Annotated in this window: 18 protein-coding genes; 11 read left to right on the top strand and 7 right to left on the bottom strand. The window is 47.3% G+C overall.

What is annotated here, in order from left to right; genetic code table 11:
* Position 1 precedes the first annotated feature (1 nt).
* Together AC58U0_RS28760 and AC58U0_RS28755 are read left to right on the top strand one after the other, a co-directional pair.
* Positions 2-985, top strand: coding sequence for an ABC transporter permease (locus AC58U0_RS28760; protein ID WP_497382272.1), 984 nt, complete (start codon positions 2-4; stop codon positions 983-985).
* Positions 986-1,664: 679 nt separating this feature from the next.
* Positions 1,665-3,665 (top strand): methyl-accepting chemotaxis protein, encoded by a 2,001-nt coding sequence (locus tag AC58U0_RS28755; RefSeq protein ID WP_497382271.1) that lies wholly within the window; start codon positions 1,665-1,667, stop codon positions 3,663-3,665.
* Between the two features lie 404 nt (positions 3,666-4,069).
* On the opposite strand, the gene AC58U0_RS28750 is transcribed toward AC58U0_RS28755, so the two are convergent.
* Positions 4,070-4,834, bottom strand: a complete 765-nt coding sequence (locus tag AC58U0_RS28750) for an SDR family oxidoreductase (RefSeq protein WP_497382270.1) — start codon at positions 4,832-4,834, stop codon at positions 4,070-4,072.
* Between the two features lie 181 nt (positions 4,835-5,015).
* Here AC58U0_RS28750 and AC58U0_RS28745 point away from each other — a divergent pair, with 181 nt between their 5' ends.
* On the top strand, positions 5,016-5,282 hold the full coding sequence (locus AC58U0_RS28745) for a 2OG-Fe(II) oxygenase (RefSeq protein WP_497382269.1): 267 nt from the start codon (positions 5,016-5,018) through the stop codon (positions 5,280-5,282).
* A gap of 165 nt (positions 5,283-5,447) precedes the next feature.
* Here AC58U0_RS28745 and AC58U0_RS28740 read toward each other — a convergent pair whose 3' ends face one another.
* On the bottom strand, positions 5,448-6,305 hold the full coding sequence (locus AC58U0_RS28740; protein WP_497382268.1) for an AraC family ligand binding domain-containing protein: 858 nt from the start codon (positions 6,303-6,305) through the stop codon (positions 5,448-5,450).
* 234 nt (positions 6,306-6,539) lie between these two features.
* Between AC58U0_RS28740 and AC58U0_RS28735 the strand changes: the two genes are divergently transcribed.
* The 7 genes from AC58U0_RS28735 to AC58U0_RS28705 all read left to right on the top strand — a co-directional run bounded on the left by AC58U0_RS28735 (position 6,540) and on the right by AC58U0_RS28705 (position 14,372).
* Positions 6,540-7,721: a galactokinase gene (locus AC58U0_RS28735; protein WP_497382267.1), complete on the top strand. Its 1,182-nt coding sequence runs from the start codon at positions 6,540-6,542 to the stop codon at positions 7,719-7,721.
* Between the two features lies 1 nt (position 7,722).
* Positions 7,723-8,709: a UDP-glucose 4-epimerase GalE gene (gene galE / locus AC58U0_RS28730; RefSeq protein ID WP_497382266.1), complete on the top strand. Its 987-nt coding sequence runs from the start codon at positions 7,723-7,725 to the stop codon at positions 8,707-8,709.
* 134 nt (positions 8,710-8,843) lie between these two features.
* Positions 8,844-10,421, top strand: coding sequence for a UDP-glucose--hexose-1-phosphate uridylyltransferase (locus AC58U0_RS28725; RefSeq protein WP_497382265.1), 1,578 nt, complete (start codon positions 8,844-8,846; stop codon positions 10,419-10,421).
* Between the two features lie 619 nt (positions 10,422-11,040).
* Positions 11,041-12,030 carry an acrylyl-CoA reductase family protein gene (locus AC58U0_RS28720; protein ID WP_497382264.1) on the top strand — a complete coding sequence of 330 codons (990 nt, stop codon included), beginning with the start codon at positions 11,041-11,043 and terminating at the stop codon, positions 12,028-12,030.
* 48 nt (positions 12,031-12,078) lie between these two features.
* Positions 12,079-12,936 (top strand): carbon-nitrogen hydrolase family protein, encoded by an 858-nt coding sequence (locus AC58U0_RS28715; RefSeq protein WP_171649609.1) that lies wholly within the window; start codon positions 12,079-12,081, stop codon positions 12,934-12,936.
* Between the two features lie 32 nt (positions 12,937-12,968).
* Positions 12,969-13,679, top strand: coding sequence for a GNAT family N-acetyltransferase (locus AC58U0_RS28710; protein ID WP_497382263.1), 711 nt, complete (start codon positions 12,969-12,971; stop codon positions 13,677-13,679).
* Between the two features lie 21 nt (positions 13,680-13,700).
* Positions 13,701-14,372, top strand: a complete 672-nt coding sequence (locus AC58U0_RS28705; protein ID WP_497382262.1) for a GNAT family N-acetyltransferase — start codon at positions 13,701-13,703, stop codon at positions 14,370-14,372.
* Between the two features lie 257 nt (positions 14,373-14,629).
* On the opposite strand, the gene AC58U0_RS28700 is transcribed toward AC58U0_RS28705, so the two are convergent.
* A complete protein-coding gene (locus tag AC58U0_RS28700; protein ID WP_497382261.1) occupies positions 14,630-15,085 on the bottom strand; it encodes an SRPBCC domain-containing protein in 456 nt (151 codons plus the stop codon).
* Positions 15,086-15,174: 89 nt separating this feature from the next.
* Here AC58U0_RS28700 and AC58U0_RS28695 point away from each other — a divergent pair, with 89 nt between their 5' ends.
* The gene (locus AC58U0_RS28695; protein ID WP_497382260.1) at positions 15,175-15,978 is read left to right on the top strand and encodes a DUF6597 domain-containing transcriptional factor; all 804 of its coding nucleotides are present in this window, start codon (positions 15,175-15,177) and stop codon (positions 15,976-15,978) included.
* Positions 15,979-16,043: 65 nt separating this feature from the next.
* Here the strand turns inward: AC58U0_RS28695 and AC58U0_RS28690 are convergent, their stop codons facing one another.
* From AC58U0_RS28690 to sigY, 4 genes are all read right to left on the bottom strand, one after another.
* Entirely contained in the window at positions 16,044-17,798 is a 1,755-nt protein-coding gene (locus tag AC58U0_RS28690) for a methyl-accepting chemotaxis protein (protein ID WP_497382259.1), read from the bottom strand.
* A gap of 445 nt (positions 17,799-18,243) precedes the next feature.
* Positions 18,244-18,465 (bottom strand): sigmaY antisigma factor component, encoded by a 222-nt coding sequence (locus AC58U0_RS28685; RefSeq protein WP_497382258.1) that lies wholly within the window; start codon positions 18,463-18,465, stop codon positions 18,244-18,246.
* The gene (locus AC58U0_RS28680) at positions 18,458-18,871 is read right to left on the bottom strand and encodes a YxlC family protein (protein WP_497382257.1); all 414 of its coding nucleotides are present in this window, start codon (positions 18,869-18,871) and stop codon (positions 18,458-18,460) included. The genes AC58U0_RS28685 and AC58U0_RS28680 overlap by 8 nt, the downstream gene beginning before the upstream one ends.
* On the bottom strand, positions 18,872-19,393 hold the full coding sequence (sigY, locus tag AC58U0_RS28675; RefSeq protein WP_246359217.1) for an RNA polymerase sigma factor SigY: 522 nt from the start codon (positions 19,391-19,393) through the stop codon (positions 18,872-18,874). It lies immediately after the preceding gene.
* Between the last annotated feature and the right edge of the window lie 11 nt (positions 19,394-19,404).

Here is a 19,404-nt window from a genome sequence, read left to right as displayed (position 1 = left end):
CATGGACCTGCTCACCATGCTTAACGCGTTTTTCATTAAATTTAGTGAACTTATCAACACGACGCTCGTCTATTCGACGGCGCTCATCTTTGGAGCCTTGGGTGGGATTTACTCGGAGCGCTCCGGAGTAGTCAATATCGGAATCGAGGGCCTCATGGTTTCCGGCGCATTCGCTTCGGCCGTTGGTGCTTATTATGCAGAAGAGGCGAATATGGGTATCTGGTCCCCATGGATCGGTTTACTGACAGCCATGCTATTTGCGCTCATTTTCGCGCTGATCCATGCCGTAGCAACGATTTCGTTCAAAGCCAATCAAGTCATCAGCGGTGTTGTGATTAACTTCTTGGCAGCAGGTGTAACGTTGTATTTGGTTAAAGTGCTGTTCAATGGTGCTGGTCAAACAGAAACGCTAAATGATGTGTTTTCCAAATGGGAAATTCCGATTTTGTCCAAAATACCGTATATCGGATATGCATTCTTCAATGCCTATCCGACAACTTACATTGCATTGATTCTTGTCGCGGTTACTTACTATGTGCTGTTCAAGACACCATTCGGCTTGCGTCTTCGTTCCGTTGGCGAGCACCCGAGTGCCGCGGATACCGTAGGGGTTAAAGTGAAGCGCATTCGCTACATCGCCGTGTTGATTAGTGGTCTGTTAGGCGGACTTGGCGGCGCGACCATTACGCTCACGACAACAAGTGCCTTTTCACATAACACGATCTCAGGTCAAGGGTTTATTGCGATGGCTGCGATGATTTTCGGCAAATGGCATCCAGTGGGCGCGCTGGGCGCAGCAGTCTTCTTCGGAATGGCGCAGGCGCTCAACAACTTCATGCGTTTGTTCGAATTCTCGAAAAATATTCCGCAAGAATTCCTCTACATGCTGCCTTATGTCCTAACCATTTTAGTACTGGCAGGCGCAGTAGGCCGGGCTAAAGCGCCATCAGCTCTTGGTGAACCTTACGATCCAGGTAAACGATAAAAATAAAAAATGCACCGCTAGGGAGTATTCCCGAGTCGGTGCATTTTTTTTGTCTACTTATTTGATCGTAGGGGCCTCGTTTGTATTTCTGCGGTTTTGGATGGTTGGAGACTGTCGATTGATTAATTATGGCTCCTCACAACTGGTATTCAAAACTCCAAAATTTGATTTTAGAATCATACAGATTTCGTGGGGCAAATGGGCTATAGTGGTTACCGATGTTGTATTATCTACAACAATTCAAACGCCCAAAGGCTATTTAGCAACTTGAAGTTGTAGTTTGTACAACATTTTGAACCCACTTGTTACGAAATGGCCTGTATAGGACCAAATTGTTGTACATCATGCAACAATGAAGGGAGAAAGGCGAGATTTAGGCTGCAATTGTTGCACTTACTACAACATCATTCAACCGCGAATAGGGATTCATCCAGCAACCTCAATTGAGCATATATATGACGATTGATCCCGATTTAAGACACCTCCATGTAGAGCAAGATTGGATGAATGAATCGACGGTCTCTGGTTGAGCAGTGTTCTTTCGAATAGCATTGTCAACAATTACCAATCAATACGTATCGTAAATTACAGGGGAAATGTCGAATGATGGCGAAATCCCATTCCACTCCATATTTTTCATAACCTATTACACATAACCGCGGAAGGAAGAATGCCACAAATGTCTGTTTTACGAACCTTATTAGGAGCCAAGTCGCTGAAGGTGAAAATGACGCTGCTGCTTCTGGCCGTCTCACTGATCCCTCTTTTGATCTCTATGCTTATTCTGACCTCTCAATCCTCATCTGTTGTTGAATCTGACACCAAAGATCAGCAAATGCGTCTTGCGGAGCTTAGTACGAGCGAGATCAATGCCTGGCTGAATAGCAAAATTGCGTCTATTCAATCTGTTGTTAAAGCCCATCCAGATTTTATGAATGGTAAAGTAAACACGATCTTACCCGTGCTGAAAGTTATGGCGGAAAGCGATCCGGAAGTGTATCGTTTTGCCTATATTGACCCGCAGGGCATGTCCATTGACACGGCTGGCGATAAGTTGGACGCAAGCAAATTTGATAATTTCAAGAAAGCTATAGTTGATAAGAAAGTGTCGGTGTCCGAAATCATAAAGGAGGAAAGCAGCGGCAAAAACATTATCATCATCGATGTTCCGCTCGTGGACGGCAAAGGCGATTTCCGCGGCATCGTGCAATCTTTCCTCATTCCTGAACAAATGCTGTCCATCATCAATCGTATCAAATTCGGCGAAACAGGCTACGGTTATTTACTCTCACCAAGCGGTACATATCTCGTGCACCCGAAGAAAACGGGGCAAAAACTCGCGGAATCATCCACGGCAGAGAAGATGGATCTTTACAAAAATACGGTATTCAAGGATAAGAGCGGGTATATCCTGTACAAAGAACCAGATGGCCTACTAAAGTCAGCTGCTCATCAAACCATTGAAGCCACGGGTTGGAAGCTTATTTTGACCGGGGAGCAATCGGAAGTATTCCAGAAAGTAGATCTCCTAAAGAAAAATGCAGCCATCATGCTAGCTATATCTGCGCTGCTTGTCATTGTATTAGCTATGATAGTCTCACGGATGATGATTCGCCCAATCACGACGATTTCATCCCTCATGCAGCGAGTAGGGCAAGGTGATTTATCCGGCCGATTGAACACCCATGGTGAGGATGAAATCGCCTCGATGCGCAAGAACATCAATGCGATGCTCGATTCTTTTTCCAGGATGATTTGCAAAATATCAGAAGCTGTTTCGCATACCGCTGCATCTTCCGAGCAGCTCACTGCAATTGCAAGTGAATCGACGAAAGCTTCCGAACATATCACTGCAGCAGTGGGGCAAGTTGTGCGGGGTTCCGAAGCCAACTACCAGGCATCCGAACAAATTTCGACCGCGATGGGTGAAATGTCATCGGGCGTGCAGAAAATTGCCGAATCGTCCACGAATGTCTCGGAAACCGCACAAAGTGTCGTTCAAGAAGTGAGCCGTGGAAACGGGGAAATTCAACAAGCAATTACCCAAATGCGACAAGTTAGTCATGCTGTAGAACATACTGCCAAACTCGTGCACGGCTTAGAAGTGAAATCCGAGCAAATTCGCCAAATTGTTGGCTTTATTTCCGAAATCGCCTCGCAAACTAACCTGCTTGCCTTGAACGCTTCCATTGAAGCGGCAAGAGCTGGCGAACATGGTAGAGGCTTCGCCGTCGTCGCTAGCGAGGTCAAGAAGTTAGCGGAGCAAACAAGCAGTGCGACCGTGAACATCACATCCATTATCGGTGAAACGATCAATGCTACGAAAGAAGCATCAAACTCGATGCGAGGCGGACTCTCAGAGGTTGAGAAAGGCTCGGCTCTCGTTCAAACAGCTGGGCAAGTATTCCAATCGATTCTGGCCTCGATCCATCATGTAAACGATCAAATCCAGGAAGTATCAGCTGCATCAGAGGAAATATCAGCTGGAACCGAAGAGGTGGCCGCCTCATCTGAGGAGACAGTCCATATCGTTAAGCAGGCTATGGATGAACTGCAAGCCATTGCCAAGTCAGCAAGCGGGCAGCTGCAATCGATGGAGGAGATCAGCTCCTCCTCCGAATCGCTTAGCGTGTTAGCGGTCGATCTACAGGACCAAATCAACCGCTTCAAGTTGAAATAAAGTACTGTGTTGAGCACCCTATCCGACTATCGGTGGGGTGCTTTGTTATAAGAGTTTATAGGGCTGGAACGAACTTTAACGAGAAGGAGCGACTGTGGTTTTGGTAATCCATGCAATTGTACATGCTTTTTTTCTATTAATAGCTCGTATCTCGTAAATTCCTGCAATCGTGCAGGCTTTTTTGGTCTTTTTTTTAATTTGCATGATGGAAATGCTGAAATTCTTGCATATTAGCAGGCTTTTCACTTCTAAACCGCTTTTTAGCAAAATACCTGCACTCTCGCAGTTATTTTAGGGGCCGTTATAATAGTTCTCCTCGAAAAGCGGATTCGAATGCGAAGTAATGGTATGAATGCTGTTAAAAAAGCTTGGCGCATCCGCCAAGCTTTTTTAGTCATTCCATTTTATAGATGAGATCCGCCGCTTGCATCAATCAATTGCCCTGTTATCCAGCGGCTGTCCGAAGAGGCAAGAAAGGCGGCGATATCGGCCACATCTTCAGGCTGCCCCCATCGGTTAAAAGGAGAAAGACCGGCAGCGAATTTCTGCCCATTTGGATCCTGCAGTGTTCCCGCATTCATATCGGTATCGATGATGCCTGGCAGGATGGCGTTCACCGTAATGCTGCGATTCCCAAGATGCTGTGCTAAGACGAAAGTGAGTGTGTTGAGCGCACCTTTTGAGATGCTGTAGCCCAGAAAATTAGGGAAAGCCAAACGGGTAACAGCCGAAGATATATTGATGATGCGGCCCTCATCTCTTAGACGAGGCAATGCTTGTTGGATAAGGAATAGCGGTGCTTTGACGTGGAGACTCATGACTTCGTCAAAAGATTGTTCTGTCGTCTCCTCGATGGTTCCACTTTGCCCGATTCCAGCGTTATTAACAAGAATATCAAACTGATTACCGCCAGTGTGCTTCTCGAGGGCTTCGTCCAAGCCCACATATAAATCGCGAACGCCGTTTACGACATTCAAGTCAGCACCGAGTGTAAAGGCGGAGCCGCCTTTATGCTGAATCTCGCGTACCACTTCCTCTGCAGCATCGTAATTCTTTCCGTAATGTACGGCGACAATGGCGCCATCCTGTGCTAGACGCAAAGCAATCCCACGTCCAATTCCCCGACTTGCACCCGTTACTAAAGCTATTTTACCTTTCAGCATGCTCATACCCTCATCTCCTTAAATGTTTTCATGTTTAGTTTTATCACAGGGTGGCATTCGAAATGTTGCTCTCTCATTCCGAATTCCTGACTTGTGAAGGGTTGATCGACCACCCTTTCGATATCTTGCTTTCTCATGAGCAAATGCGACAAAAAGAGCGATTCTAAGGTATACTTTTACGATCGATGTGGGTAGATTTAGGATTGGGGAGTACAGATATTTTCAGTACCCCCCTTACGACATGCTTCAGGAACTGCGTGAAGGGTTTTATCTGATACTTGCGAGGGTGGCGAATCGTTGGCTCGAGAGCAGGTTGGACAGTTTCCAATGGAATCGACTCTCATGCCTCGGAGTTCGTGCTTTTATTGGAGATAATCCAATGGAATTAACATATTGGCTGTCAAACTTCTACTTCTATTGGATTAATCCAATGGAAGTAGTATTCAGGCTTTGAATATTCTGATAGTGGGAGCTGAATATTACCAATATGACTTTTTGGACAGCTCCTTCTGTATAGCGATGTGTCATTTTCACTTCAGTTGATATTCGCTTGAAAAAAAGAGGGCTCGATTACTGAGGAGGGCTCACGGCTGATTTTCTCAACGAATCATGGACCAAATCAAAGCGATTTGATTTGATTTCGATACTCGCTTGGCGAGACGCCGTACCAGCGTCGAAATTGCTTAGAGAAGTAAAGCGGATCATAGAAACCGACGGATGATGCGATCTGTTCGATGGTGAGCTCCAGCCGTTCTCGAAGCAGCAGGCGAGCTTTATCCACACGCAGTTTGAGAAGAAACGTGACAGGTGTTACCTTGGTATGTCGCTTGAACATGCGCGATAAATACGCGCGATTGTAGCCCAAACTCTCGGCCATCAGCTCAATGGTGATAGGCTCTGCGTATTGGGTGGACAGGTAGTGAATCGCTTGCTGCACGATGCGGTCACTCTCTGCTTCCGTGACCACGCCGGCTAGTGTGGAAGCAGACAATGTCTCACAGTATTCACCGAGTAACAAATGTAGGTATCCAATGGACTTCAGCTGTGCGTTCGCTTTTTTGGATCTTAAGGCTTGCTGAATATGGCGAAAAAGGACAGGGATGTGGCGGTTGCGCTTCGTATGGATAATGGGCTGCAAGGGATTCAATCCAGTTGAAGCAACCAACGCCGCGGCCTGCGTACCTGTAAAAGCGATCCAGCAATAATGCCACGGATCAGTCTCATCGGAAACGTAGCTAATGAGCTGTTCAGGCTCGATGACGAAGCTGTCTCCGGAGCCAAGCTCGTACTCTTCACCTTGCGAAGAGAATATCCCTTTACCCGATATCACATAGTGAATCAGAAAGTAGTCATATACTTTGGGGCCTAACCGATGCTCAGGCTTCGTCTGACTCTCACCCGCAAACAGCACGGTTAATTCACTTTCCTGGGAAGGCAATGGATTCGATACAACGTAATAGCTCTCCGACTTTGGCATGCCTGCTCTTCATCTCCGATCAACGCATCTTTATATACCTTAACTTTATCATAAATCTAATAAAAAAGTAGTGAGCTTGAGATCACATTTCTCCATGTGGAAATAACATGCCTCCATAGCCAATCACGCGTTCTTCTCGTATACTGAAGTTACAAAGATACCAAACATAAACGACTCCATCATCCTCAGATGACGAGCGAAATCACTTCTAAATCCACTAAAGGCGGTGCCACAATGGCAGATTTGCAAACTCTAAAACACACGTTTATTGAAATTTACGGGAATTCTACAACGGCAATTTCAGCTTTTCATGCTCCAGGTCGGGTCAATTTGATCGGTGAGCATACGGATTACAATGGCGGTTATGTTTTCCCTGCAGCGTTAACGTTCGGAACGACTATGATCATTCGTCCAAGACAAGATCGTGTAATTGGATTTGCATCGACAAACCTGGCACTTCGTAAACAAATTTCCATAGATGACTTGTCCTATCAAGAAGAGGACGACTGGATCAATTATCCGAAAGGGATCTTCGTTCACTTGGCGAAAGAAGGTTTCCCTGTTACGCGGGGCTATGATCTTTTGTTCCACGGTGAAATCCCGAATGGTGCCGGACTTTCGTCCTCGGCTTCCATTGAAGTCGTTACAGCTTTTGGCTTATTAACACTTGAAAAGTATCCGATTGATACCGTGAAAATCGCACTGCTCGCTCAAAAAACAGAGAACCAATTCGTTGGCGTCAACAGTGGCATCATGGATCAATTCGCGGTAGCCAATGGCAAAAAAGATCATGCCATTCTGCTCATGTGCGACACGCTTGAGTATCGCCATGTGCCTTTTCAAAGCGGCAGCTACAAGCTGGTTATTGGGAATACGAACAAACGCAGAGGTCTGATAGACTCCGCTTACAATGAGAGAAGAAGCCAATGTGAGCAGGCTGTGACCTATTTGCAAAAGCAGTTTCCTTCGATCACTTTGCTTGGTCAACTGAACCTTGCGCAATTTAACGAATTTAAACATCTTATTCCTGACGAAACCATCCGCCAACGAGCGCAGCATGTTATTGAAGAAATTGACCGTGTTCTGAAATCCATTGAGGTGCTGGAAGCGAACGACCTTGAATCTTTCGGTAAGCTGATGATCGGATCCCATAACTCGCTGCGTGATCTTTATGAAGTAACAGGGGTAGAGCTGGATACGATGGTTGCGGCAGCACTGAAGGTTCCGGGTGTGCTTGGTGCACGTATGACAGGCGCAGGTTTCGGCGGATGCACGGTTTCTCTAGTTCATGAGGACAGTGTACAGACTTTTATCGATCAAGTGGGTAAAGAATATACGGAAAAAACAGGCCTGACACCAAGCTTCTACGTATGTGATATCGGTAATGGTGTCGAGCAACTCGAGGAGGCATTGTAAAATGGCTATTCTAGTAACAGGCGGGGCGGGCTATATCGGATCCCATGCGGTAGCGGAGCTGGTTGCCAAAGGGGAAGAAGTCGTTATCGTTGATAACTTGCAGCAAGGGCACAAAAACGCAGTGCTTGGGGGCAAGCTGTATGTAGGGGATTTGCGCGACGGCGAATTTCTGGATACGGTTTTCACTGAGAACAGTATCGATGCTATCATCCATTTTGCAGCGAATTCGTTAGTTGGCGAAAGCATGACCAATCCTGCGAAATACTATCACAATAACGTGTACGGAACGCTTTGCTTGCTTGAGAAAATGACACAATACGGCGTGAAGAAAATCGTCTTCTCCTCTACGGCTGCCACGTATGGTGAGCCTGAGAATATTCCAATCCTAGAAAGCGACCGCACCTTGCCGACAAATACCTATGGCGAGACGAAGCTGGCTATGGAAAAAATGATGAAATGGTTCGATATCGCGCATGGTATCAAATATGTATCGCTTCGCTATTTTAATGCGGCTGGCGCTCATGCCGGTGGCAAAATCGGGGAGGATCATAGCCCAGAGACGCATCTGATTCCTATCATTCTTCAAGTGGCTCTAGGTCAAAGGCCGCATATTTCCATCTTTGGAGAAGACTATGCAACAGAAGATGGTTCGTGTGTACGCGACTACATTCACGTTAGTGATTTGGCAAGCGCCCATGTTCTTGCGGTTGAGAAGCTGCGTGGCGGAGCAGAAAGCAATATTTACAACCTAGGCAATGGCACAGGTTTCTCGGTCAAAGAAGTCATTGAAATCGCGCGTAAAGTAACCGGTCATGCAATTCCTGCCGTCATCGAACCGCGTAGAGCCGGAGATCCAGCAACGCTAATTGCCTCCTCTGAGCGAGCAAGAGCTGAGCTTGGTTGGAAACCGACACGTGATTCCTTGGAATCCATTATCGAGAGCGCATGGAACTGGCACCAAAATCATCCGAACGGGTACGAAGAGTAGAGTAGGGCAGAACAGTGCCGAACGGAGTAGAACGGTGCAGACAGAGCAGAACAGAGCAGAACAGCGTAAACCAGCGTACAACAGTGCAGAACGGAGCTGAAAAGAGGCTTGTTTTGTAGAAAGGAACGTGGCACATGGAACGGACAGTTAAAGCGCCGCAGTATGCAGCGTTGATCATAGAAAGGCTCCTTCAGTTCGCTATGCAAAATGGGCTGATTGAGCAACTTGATGTATATACTTCTCGCAATGCTTTACTTGATTTATTCGGTCTTGTTGAACCTTATCAAGGCGAAGTGCCGACAGAGAAATTAAACAGTCCGGTTGCGCTGCTAGAAGAATTGCTCGATGCAGCTTTCGAAGCAGGCCTCTTGGAAGAGAATACGACGACGTACCGTGATTTGCTGGACGCACGGATTATGGGGCTGTTGATGCCTCGTCCTTCCGAGGTCGTGCATCAATTCTGGAACACAGCCAAAACAACAAGCGTTGAGGCGGCGACGGATTACTTCTACAAGCAATCCATCGATTCCAATTATATTCGGATGGATCGCATTCAGAAAAATGCTTACTGGTTGGCCGAAACGACGTATGGCGATCTCGAAATCACGATCAACCTTTCCAAACCGGAGAAAGATCCGAAGGAAATTGCCCTGCTCAAAACACTGCCGCAAAGCAGTTATCCCTTATGTCTGCTATGCGTTGACAACTTAGGCTATGCAGGTCGTGTGAATCACCCGGCTAGGCAAAATCTGCGTGTTATTCCACTGGAATTGGACGGCGAGAAGTGGTACTTCCAATATTCGCCGTATGTGTATTACAACGAGCACAGCATCATCTTCCATGAGAAACACATTCCGATGAAAACGACGGCGCATACGTTCTATCGTTTGTTGGACTTCATCGATCAGTTCCCTCATTATTTCATCGGATCGAACGCGGATCTGCCGATCGTAGGTGGTTCTATTCTGAACCACGACCATTTCCAAGGCGGACGCCATAAATTCCCGATGGAAAAAGCATCAAGTGAGAAAGCATTCTCACATGCTGAGTTTGCCGGTGTGAAGGCCGCTATCGTCAAATGGCCGATGTCAGTGCTTCGCTTGAGCGGGCACAACAAGCAGCAGCTCTATAAGCTGGCGAGCAAGCTGCTCGAAGACTGGCGCGCCTATAGTGATGCGGAAGCAGACGTCCTCGCCTTCAGCGAAAAGGACGGACAGCGGGTCCCGCATAACACGATCACTCCGATCGCCCGCAACAATGCACGGGGCGAGTACGAGCTTGACCTGGTGCTGCGCAACAACCGCACCAGCGAAGAGCATCCGGATGGGATTTTCCATCCGCACCAGCACTTGCACCACATCAAGAAGGAGAACATCGGCTTGATTGAGGTTATGGGGCTGGCGGTGCTGCCAGGCCGCCTGCAAGAGGAGCTGGCGGATATCGCCAAGCTCCTCACCGGCGAAGCCGCATTCGGCCGCGAGATCCGCGAAGAGGCCAGCCATCCGCTGCATAAGCATGCGGAATGGATCGAAGCGCTGCTCGCGAAGCACGGCGCGGCGCTGCCGCAGGACGCAGCCAATGCGGTGCTGCAGGCCGAAGTCGGCAGCAAGTTCATGGACGTGCTGCTGGACGCAGGCGTGTTCAAGCGTGATGAAGCCGGGCAAGCGGCTTTTGGACGGTTTTTGGCGGCTGCGGGCTTTATGCAGCAGTAATTTGGAACTCCCTGGTCAACTAGACTGGGGAGTTTTTTTGTCTATATTGGGTTTAGGGGTAAGCAATGAAGCTTACCTTATTTAGGATAGTTAGCTAAGATTTTTACTAGGCTATGTGAGATTATGAATAGGCAAAAACATTTGTAAGTAACTATGTTTTTCTGACGAGTTGTTTCTGTTTTTTGAAAATTGGAGAATTAGAAAAGCAAGTTGTACTGCGTACAACAATTTCCTGGATTTCTGCTTGAAAAGCTCGGGATGTTGTATGCTATACAACAATTTAGCCCTTTTATACGCTGTAGAGCTAGTTTAGACTAAAAGTGTTGTATTTTTTGCAACATTCGGTTGGAAAACGTGGAATAGCTTACGTAAAGTTGTACAAAGTACAACTTTACACGGATAAATTTGCGAAAGTCCCTTAATACGTCACTTGGGCGTAGCTTGCTTTGCATCAACCTTATAAGAACTCTTAACGTAAGGATGGCACAAGCTGTTTTTTATGTAGGCGGTATGGATAAGCAATATCAAGCTTTTGAATCCAGAGCTTGATAGTAGTAAACTAAAATAGTTGGTAATTTGTTGAAGTAGATTGGTTTTGAATCGAGGAGGAGAAAACAGGATGGAAAGCTTTGGGGCTTTGATAGTGGAACGATCAGAGGAGCAGTTTACCGCCAATGTGAAAGATCTGCAGCTGGAGGACTTACCTCCAGGTGAAGTGACGATCCGTGTTTTATTTTCAGGAATTAATTATAAAGATGCTCTGGCTCTTAGCCCGACTGGGCGCGTTGTGCGTGCCTATCCGATGGTGCCTGGAATTGATTTGGCCGGAACCGTCGTAGCTTCGTCAGATCGTCGATTTCGCGAAGGCGATGAGGTATTGGTGACGAGCTACGAGCTAGGTACAGGGCATTACGGCGGATTCAGCGCCTATGCGCGTGTTCCGGCTGACTGGGTCGTGCCTCTTCCGCAGGGATTAACTCATCGCGAGGCGATGATACTGGGTACGGCGGGATTTACCGCTGCGCTCTCCATACAGCGCATGGAGGAGAATGGGCTAAGCAAAGAGCAGGGACCCGTGCTTGTTCGCGGTGCAACCGGAGGAGTGGGCAGCAGCAGCGTGTCCATGCTTGCAGCTCTTGGTTATGAAGTAGAAGCTAGCACAGGGAAGTCGGCGGATCATCAGTATCTGCTGGATTTAGGGGCAAAGCGGGTATTAACTCGGGAGGAGCTTGTTCCTTCTGTTAACAAACCGCTGAATAAGGAGTATTGGGCGGGCTCTGTCGATCCTGTTGGGGGTGACTCCCTTGCCCATGTGTTAAGCCAGATTAAGTATGGCGGTTCCGTTGCCCTGAGTGGTTTGACAGGTGGCGGTGAGTTCGCAGCGTCTGTGTTTCCTTTTATCCTGCGAGGTGTGAATGTGTTGGGTATTGATTCGGTTGCTTGCCGGGCGGAGGTTAGAAAGCCCCTGTGGGAGCGTATTGCAAAGCAACTGAAGCCAAAAGGTCTGGAACAGACGGTCTATCAAGAGGTTTCGCTGGATGGAGTTACGGAGGCTGCTAAGCAGGTTCTGGAAGGGAAGGTCAGAGGAAGAGTGCTTGTCCGATTGTAAAAGGGAGGCAGGACTTCTTTCATTTAACGAAGTTAGGAGAGATTGACGTTGAAAATGCGCGTTTCTGCGGTGCAATATCATTTGCACACGATACATAGTTTCGAAGAGTTCGCCGCGCAGGTGGAGCATTATGTGAAGGTGGCTCAGGAGTTTGAGGCGGATTTTGTACTATTTCCTGAATTATTTACGACCCAGTTAATGTCTATAGGTGATGAGAACGGTAAGGCGCTGCCCATTGAAGCATTGCCGTCGTATACGGATGCTTATCGAACGCTTTTTCAGGGGTTGGCGAAGCAAACGGGGATGCATTTGATCGGCGGCACACATATTACCTCGGAGGAGGGCAAGCTTTATAACACGGCTCATTTATTTTATCCGGACGGGCGAATTGGGGAGCAGAAGAAGCTGCATATAACCCCGACTGAGGTTAAGGAATGGAATATGGGTGCTGGGGATTCCTTGCAGGTTTTTGACACGGATAAAGGCCGCATTGCGATTCTGGTCTGTTATGATGTGGAGTTTCCGGAAATCGTCCGGATGGCGAGAGCGCGCGGAGCGGATGTGCTGTTCGCCCCATCGTGTACGGATGACCGGCACGGATTCCATCGGGTACGTTATACGTGCCATGCTAGAACGATTGAAAATCAAATCTACGTGGTCACGACGGGGACTGTCGGGGCGCTGCCTACAGTTGATTTCATGAGGGGGAATTTCGGTCAGGCCGCGGTGTTGACGCCAAACGATGTGCCTTTTCCGCCAAAGGGAATTTTGGTAGAAGGCGAGATCAACGGTGACATGGTCGTCACGGCCGATTTGGATCTGGAACTGCTGAACCTCGTTCGGGAAAAAGGCTCCGTCACCACGTGGCGTGACCGCAGAACAGATTTGTACACAGATTGGTCCTAACGAAGTGAGATCAAGGGGGCTTACAGTGCACTATGGATTTAGAAGCTGCCAAGAAAGTTATTGAGCAGGGAAAGTTGTACGCCAAAAAATTATACGTCTTCGACGGGGATCAACCGATCGAGGCTGTGATTCGCAATTATGGAAAAGCCGATTTTGACGCACTCATTCGCATTCAGCAGGAAAGCTTCCCTCCGCCTTTTCCCTCCGAGCTATGGTGGAATGAGGAGCAGCTCACGGAGCATATCACCCGATTTCCGGAAGGGGCGCTTTGTGTAGAGGTGGCCGGTCAGGTTATTGGGTCCATAACAGGGCTTCGCGTAGAATATGAGGAGCAGCATGCAGCTGATCATAGTTGGTCAGCTTTGACGGACGATGGGTACATCCGGACGCATCGTCCAGATGGCGACACCCTCTACATTGTGGACATATGTATTACGCCGGCCTACCGCCAATTTGGTCTCGGCAAGTTGATGATGCAGTCTATGTACGAAGTGGTCGTACACCTCGGTTTAAGAAGGCTGCTTGGAGGCGGGCGGATGCCAGGCTATCACAAGCATGCTCTAGCCATGAGCGCAGATGACTACGTGAGGGCTGTTATGGAGGGGGCGTTGAAGGACCCGGTTATTACTTTTTTGCTGCGCTGCGGCCGGACGCCTGTGCAGGTTGTCCCCGATTATTTGCAAGATGAGGAGTCGCTTAACCATGCGCTTTTGATGGAGTGGCGGAATCCATTTCGAATATGACGAAGGAGTGAAGTTCTGATTATGGAGTTTATACGGATTACAAGCATAGACAATCCTTTGTTTCGCAGCATGCATGATCTGATGAAAGAAGTATTTCCGCCAGAAGAGGTGCTCGAATACGCATTGTGGAAAGAACCGCTCGAGGACCCAGGTATCCGGGTATTCGTAGCCGTTCATGAAGGTAAAGTGGTAGGTACAACGGAGTACCGCTACTATGATGACTTCCAAGTGGCGATGACGGACTTCACCATTATTGGTCAAGCTGGGCTTGGTATCGGTCGGTTCCTGGCGCGGAAACGCTGGAGCGATCTGGAAGTATTGGCTGCCGAATCTGGCAAGCCGATGCTGGGGATGTTCGCTGAAATTTATGATCCCTATCGGATCGAAGATCATGCTTTCGGCGGCGTGAAGCCGATGGATCCTTATGTGCGGCGCGAGGTGTTGTCGCATCTGGGCTATAAGCGGATCGACTTCCCATACGTTCATCCCTCTTGGGAGAACAATGGAGAAGCGGTTGAGGAACTTGACCTCTGTTTCTTGCCGACAGATGAGGATCAAGAACAGTTAGACGCAGGGATCGTTGTGAAGTTCTTGAAACGCTATTATTCCGTTTTGGCGAATAAGCCGAAGGCTTGGCATGACATGGTTGAGGGGCTTGAGGGGAAAGTGACGTTGGCTTTGAAACCTCTGTAGAGAGCAATCGTGGATAGGACAATCGTGGATAGGAGTCTCTAGAGACTTCTATTTCCTCAGATTAGGGCGAAATTTTAGGGATAAGAGTCTTTAAAGGCTGTTATTGGGGAGATTTTTTTGAAATGTATTCTTTTTAGCATAGATAACAGTCTTTAGAGGCTTCTATTTTATTAATATCTACTGAAAATGGAAAAATAGGAGTCTCTACCGACTCCTATTTTTGTTGAGAAACTCAATATTAAGTGCTCCATTTACTCCTACCAACCAAAATCCAATGTCTTGCCTGTCTCCGCCAGCGTCTTGATATTGCTCAGAATCATCCACCAACTTGCCTTGGTAGTCTCGAAGCTGGGGTGATTAGGTGTCCAATTATCATTGACCAACGTTAGTTTTGTACAGCTCCCGACAGTCTCAAGTGACAACGTCATTCTAGATTCGAAGTCCGCATGATTCGGGTTGTAAGATGGACCGGCATGTTCGGTACAACTAATGAGCTTTTCTGGTTCGTAAGCTAGAATCTTACCGTATACATGAACGGTTTCCTCACCGTCATTACCTGGCCCCACGTAAGCATAATCGGATCCAATTTCAAAAGTAGACTGAAGTACACTGCCAAAGAGAATCTTACGCGTTCCCTCCGGAGTCACGAGAATATCCCACACTTCTTTAGGCTCTGCCCCAATGTAAAATTCGTATTTGAGTTCCATATCCATATACTTCCACTCCCTTGGTATGTGTTATGATTAAGTATAGTTAATTGTACAACCTATGTATTGTAAAAACGCGACAAGGAGTGAGCGAAGTGATTCCCAAAGCCTCCAAGCCCAGCCTAGGCATTATGAATCTGCAGCAAGGCGAGCAGAAATTCCAGCTTTCGCGACATGCCCCCTCCGAAGATCTGGCCTATTTCATCCGACATTACTGGATAGTTAGGTGGGATTTAACCGATCAGGAGCCTTATTTGCAGCATGTTATCCCGAATCCTTGCGTCAATCTCCTCGTTGAACCGGGTCGAACGGCCATCTACGGTCCTGGGAAAGAGAAGTATGGGCATTACCTGCAAGGCCGAGGCTGCGTGTTCGGCGTCAAGTTCAAGCCTGGCGGATTTTACCCTTTTTTGAAGCAGCCGATTTCCGGCTTGTTGAACAATCCAATGAGTGTTCAGAGCATTTTTGACATAGATCCACGTCGACTTGAGACGGATGTTTTTGCTCAAAAAGAAGAACATCTTATGGTTTCACATATCGAGCAACTGATCCGGCCCAAGCTTCCCGAACGGGATGAACAGGTCGTTTTTATTAATCAGATCATCGATCATATCAATCAGAAGCCTGATCTCACCAAAGTCGATACCCTCTGCGATTACTTCGATGTGAATAAAAGAACGCTGCAGCGCCTGTTCGACCACTACGTCGGAGTTAGCCCCAAATGGGTGATCAAGCTGGCCCGAATCCAGAACGCAGCGGAGACGACGGATCTAAGCCGGAGGCATAACTGGTCCAAGCTCTCCATGGACCTCGGTTATCATGACCAGTCGCATTTCATCAAAGACTTCAAGTCCATTATAGGCCAGACTCCTGATGAATATGCTCGGCTAACAATTTGAAAAAAAGGACCGGCACCTTGCTGCCGGTCCTTTCCATTTGAAGGCTTGAAACTTATCGTTGCGCCTTATAGTTTAAATCGATGAGCCATGAACTGCATCTCTGAGGACATGATTTCCAATGATTCCGAAGCGGATGTCAGCTCCTCCATCGCTGCAAGCTGCTCTTCCGTAGACGAGGAGATCAGATGCGCCAAATCATTGGTCTGGTTTGCCATTCGTTCGATTTCCTGCAAGGAAGCGGCGATTTCCTGCGAGCTGGCAGACATCTCCTCGGCTGCTGCCGAAGCTTCCTGTACTTGATTCACAACGCTCCGCGTTGCGTCGAGAATACGAATAAAAGCTTGACCCGTATGCTGGATCGAGCTCACACCAGCAGAAACCTCATGCTCGCCTTTTTCCATCGCCACACCAGCCTGCTTCATATCCAATTGGATGTCTTGGATCAGCTCGGCAATTTCAGCGGCAGATGCCGAAGAACGTTCGGCCAGCTTTTTCACCTCGCCGGCTACGACAGCGAATCCTTTACCTTCATCGCCAGCGCGCGCTGCTTCAATAGATGCGTTCAATGCGAGCAAATTGGTTTGGGTGGAAATATCCGTGATCACTTGTACGATGTCCCCAATATGCTGAGATCGTTCTGTAAGTTTTTCAACAATCTTGGAGAGATCGCCTACTGTAAGACTTACAGCATTCATCTGTAAGGTCGTCTCGTTTATCAGGTGGTTACCTTGCTCCGCTTCCTTCAGCGTCATCTCTGATGCTTCGTAGGCGGCAGACGAGGTTGTCGCGATTCGCTGAATGCCAATAGCCATTTCTTCCATTGCTGTCGAGCTTTCATTGACACTGCGGGCCTGCGTTTCATTGCTTATGACCATATCTTCAATAGAGGTCGAAATTTGATTACTCGCTGTTGTCGTTTCCCCAATGGACTGGTTTAGTTCATGAGAAGAGTCCGTTAACCTATCTGAATTGGCTAAGAGCCCTGAAACAATTTGGCGTAGATGGTTGTGCATCAATTCAAAAGAAACCGCAAGTTCACCAATTTCGTCGTTATTGCTTACTTTTAGCTGAGCTGAACGAAGATCTCCCTTAGCAAACTGTTCCGCCTGAAGGGCAAGCTGCTTAATCGGTCTGGAAATATGGAAGGCAAAAAACGTCATCACCACGCCTCCAATCACCGAGCAGCAAATTAATGTAAGGAGGATCGTGTCCAAAATATGAACTTGTCCTGAATTGTAATCTTGCATATAGGAGCCTGCCGATATAATCCAACCCCAATCAGAGTTCGTGGCCTCAGCAAACGCGATTTTTTCTCCTTCTTTGGTAGAGTTGGGAAGCGGCCAATTATAAATCGTGAAATCTCCACCGCTTTTTCCTTTTTGAATCATATCCTTGATGTAATAAAATCCGTCTTTCGTCTGTTTATCCATAATGTTTTGACCTTCCAAAGATGGATGTGCCAGCAAGTCGCCTTTCTCATTCAAAATGAAGAAGTAACCGTTGGCACCGAGATTGATGTTGGCATTGATTGAACGCGTTCCATCCTTCTTTGGTCCAAGCAGTATTTCCTTCACTCTTTCCTGAGCGTCCTCTTTCGACATTGTTCCCTGTTTCGAAGCTTTTTCAAAAGCAGCCGTTAGCTCCAAAGCCATTTCGACCGAATTTTTTAAATTGCTTTGAATCAATTTATCGGTTTCTTGGGTTGAAACATTATACGTAATGGCACCTAACACTAATATGGGTGTTAACAGTAAAAGCAGAGAAACCAACATCAGTTTTTTGCGTATGGTTAACCGCCATATTTTTTTGTTTTTCGACATTTATACCCCTCCTCAGATCCATGACTATAGAACTAATTGTAAGATAAGTATGAATTTTTTGCCATCGGTTTCCTCGCCACTATGAGTTCACTTCATGAACTTTTTGTGAAATTATTCCTATTGCTAACGCCAAACTCATGCTCATGTGTCATCTTAATAAAGCGAGAATGCTGTTTGGAGTCCTTTCTATGAAAAGCTTACAAAAAAGGTACCTATAGACTGAACACTTTTTTCAAAGCGTCTAGTCTATGGGTACCAGTGTACTTGCTGCCGGTCCTTCCTTTTTTGCGCCTTTTCTATGGACTAGCATCTCCATTGCGAATTCGGGATACGATCATCCTTATCTAAAATTTTTAGCCATATAACAAACCACTTTTTTGAAAAGTCAATAAAGCTGCCTTCATTCAACCAACTTCCCCATAAATTTGTTCTCATCCTTGTATGATTAATTTTCGCGCGACCAGATACGGTGTATTTTACGAACAACGAAGAGATAGACGATGAAGGGGATCGGCACTTGAATGATCCCCCAGATCCCCCAGAACCATGGGTATTTCGAACCGCGTTTGCGCGCATCCATGAACAGCCATGTGCTTTGCGCGAGTAGAAGGAGGGGGATACCGATCCATGCCCAGAGGGGCAGTTGATTCCATTTTGGATCATTCATAGTGGTGTTCCTCCTGTTTGCGAACGAGTAGCCAGACCAGAGGCGCTACAACAGCGAGAACTTGAAAAGTGATGAAAACAACAGGCTGCGCCTTCATCATTGCATATAAAAGCGAGAGCAGCAGCAGAGCGGCTATCCACAATATGAGCAAGTCTCTCCAGAGCTTTGAACGCTGTTTGTTTTGTGTTTCAACGATTTGCTGATTGAACCAAGAGGGGCTTGGTGTGAAAGCCGGAAAGAGTTCGTCGAGCCGTTGAAGTCCTTCTTGCAGCTGTTGTGCCGTCATCTCATCCGTACCCTTTAGCCCTCGAGAGTCGTCACTGCCTTTATAACTTTGGCCGTCATCCCTGTTCTTGCTTTCGCCGTTTTCCGAAACTTCGCTTTTCTTCGGATCTTCCGGTTCCATCTACGCCAGCTCCTTTCGCAATTGTTTGAGTGCATGGTGCACTCTCGATTTGGCTGTGCCCTCTGCAATGGAGAGCATCTGCCCAATTTCCTCATACGTATAACTATAGTAATGCTTGAGAATAACCGGGATACGGCTCTCCTGCGGCAGTTCTGCCAAGGCATTCAACACATCCGGCCAAGCTTCATGTTGATGTCCGGCCTGCCACTGCATCTGGCGTAAGGATTGCTGTTGCTCTTGCTCCTGCCAATGCTTCTCGCGTTTGCGCCGTCTTCCTTGATCAATCATCAGATGAGTGGCGATGGTTATGAGCCAAGATGAGAATTTGGATTTTCCATTGTACAGCTTTATTTTTTCGATACATCGGATCATGGTTTCTTGGGTAATATCCTCAGCCATCGGTGGATTAAGCGTTATTTTCAGCAGATACTTGTAAACAAAAGCATAGTGCTGCTGCAGCAGCTGGGACAGAGCAGTTTTGTCTCCCTGTATGGCTTGACGAATTAATTCGTGCTCTTCCAAGTGAATGAACA

This window comes from Paenibacillus sp. J31P190, assembly GCF_059692075.1.
Note: the sequence above shows the minus strand (reverse complement) of the source record. Positions and strands in the feature narration are given on the sequence as shown.

Coding starts and splice junctions, on each gene's coding strand:
- AC58U0_RS28760 (WP_497382272.1), top strand. CDS start 2: ATGGACCTGCTCACCATGCTTAACGCGTTTTTCATTAAATTTAGTGAA.
- AC58U0_RS28755 (WP_497382271.1), top strand. CDS start 1,665: ATGTCTGTTTTACGAACCTTATTAGGAGCCAAGTCGCTGAAGGTGAAA.
- AC58U0_RS28750 (WP_497382270.1), bottom strand. CDS start 4,834: ATGAGCATGCTGAAAGGTAAAATAGCTTTAGTAACGGGTGCAAGTCGG.
- AC58U0_RS28740 (WP_497382268.1), bottom strand. CDS start 6,305: ATGCCAAAGTCGGAGAGCTATTACGTTGTATCGAATCCATTGCCTTCC.
- AC58U0_RS28735 (WP_497382267.1), top strand. CDS start 6,540: ATGGCAGATTTGCAAACTCTAAAACACACGTTTATTGAAATTTACGGG.
- galE (WP_497382266.1), top strand. CDS start 7,723: ATGGCTATTCTAGTAACAGGCGGGGCGGGCTATATCGGATCCCATGCG.
- AC58U0_RS28725 (WP_497382265.1), top strand. CDS start 8,844: ATGGAACGGACAGTTAAAGCGCCGCAGTATGCAGCGTTGATCATAGAA.
- AC58U0_RS28720 (WP_497382264.1), top strand. CDS start 11,041: ATGGAAAGCTTTGGGGCTTTGATAGTGGAACGATCAGAGGAGCAGTTT.
- AC58U0_RS28710 (WP_497382263.1), top strand. CDS start 12,969: ATGGATTTAGAAGCTGCCAAGAAAGTTATTGAGCAGGGAAAGTTGTAC.
- AC58U0_RS28705 (WP_497382262.1), top strand. CDS start 13,701: ATGGAGTTTATACGGATTACAAGCATAGACAATCCTTTGTTTCGCAGC.
- AC58U0_RS28700 (WP_497382261.1), bottom strand. CDS start 15,085: ATGGATATGGAACTCAAATACGAATTTTACATTGGGGCAGAGCCTAAA.
- AC58U0_RS28690 (WP_497382259.1), bottom strand. CDS start 17,798: ATGTCGAAAAACAAAAAAATATGGCGGTTAACCATACGCAAAAAACTG.
- AC58U0_RS28685 (WP_497382258.1), bottom strand. CDS start 18,465: ATGAATGATCCAAAATGGAATCAACTGCCCCTCTGGGCATGGATCGGT.
- AC58U0_RS28680 (WP_497382257.1), bottom strand. CDS start 18,871: ATGGAACCGGAAGATCCGAAGAAAAGCGAAGTTTCGGAAAACGGCGAA.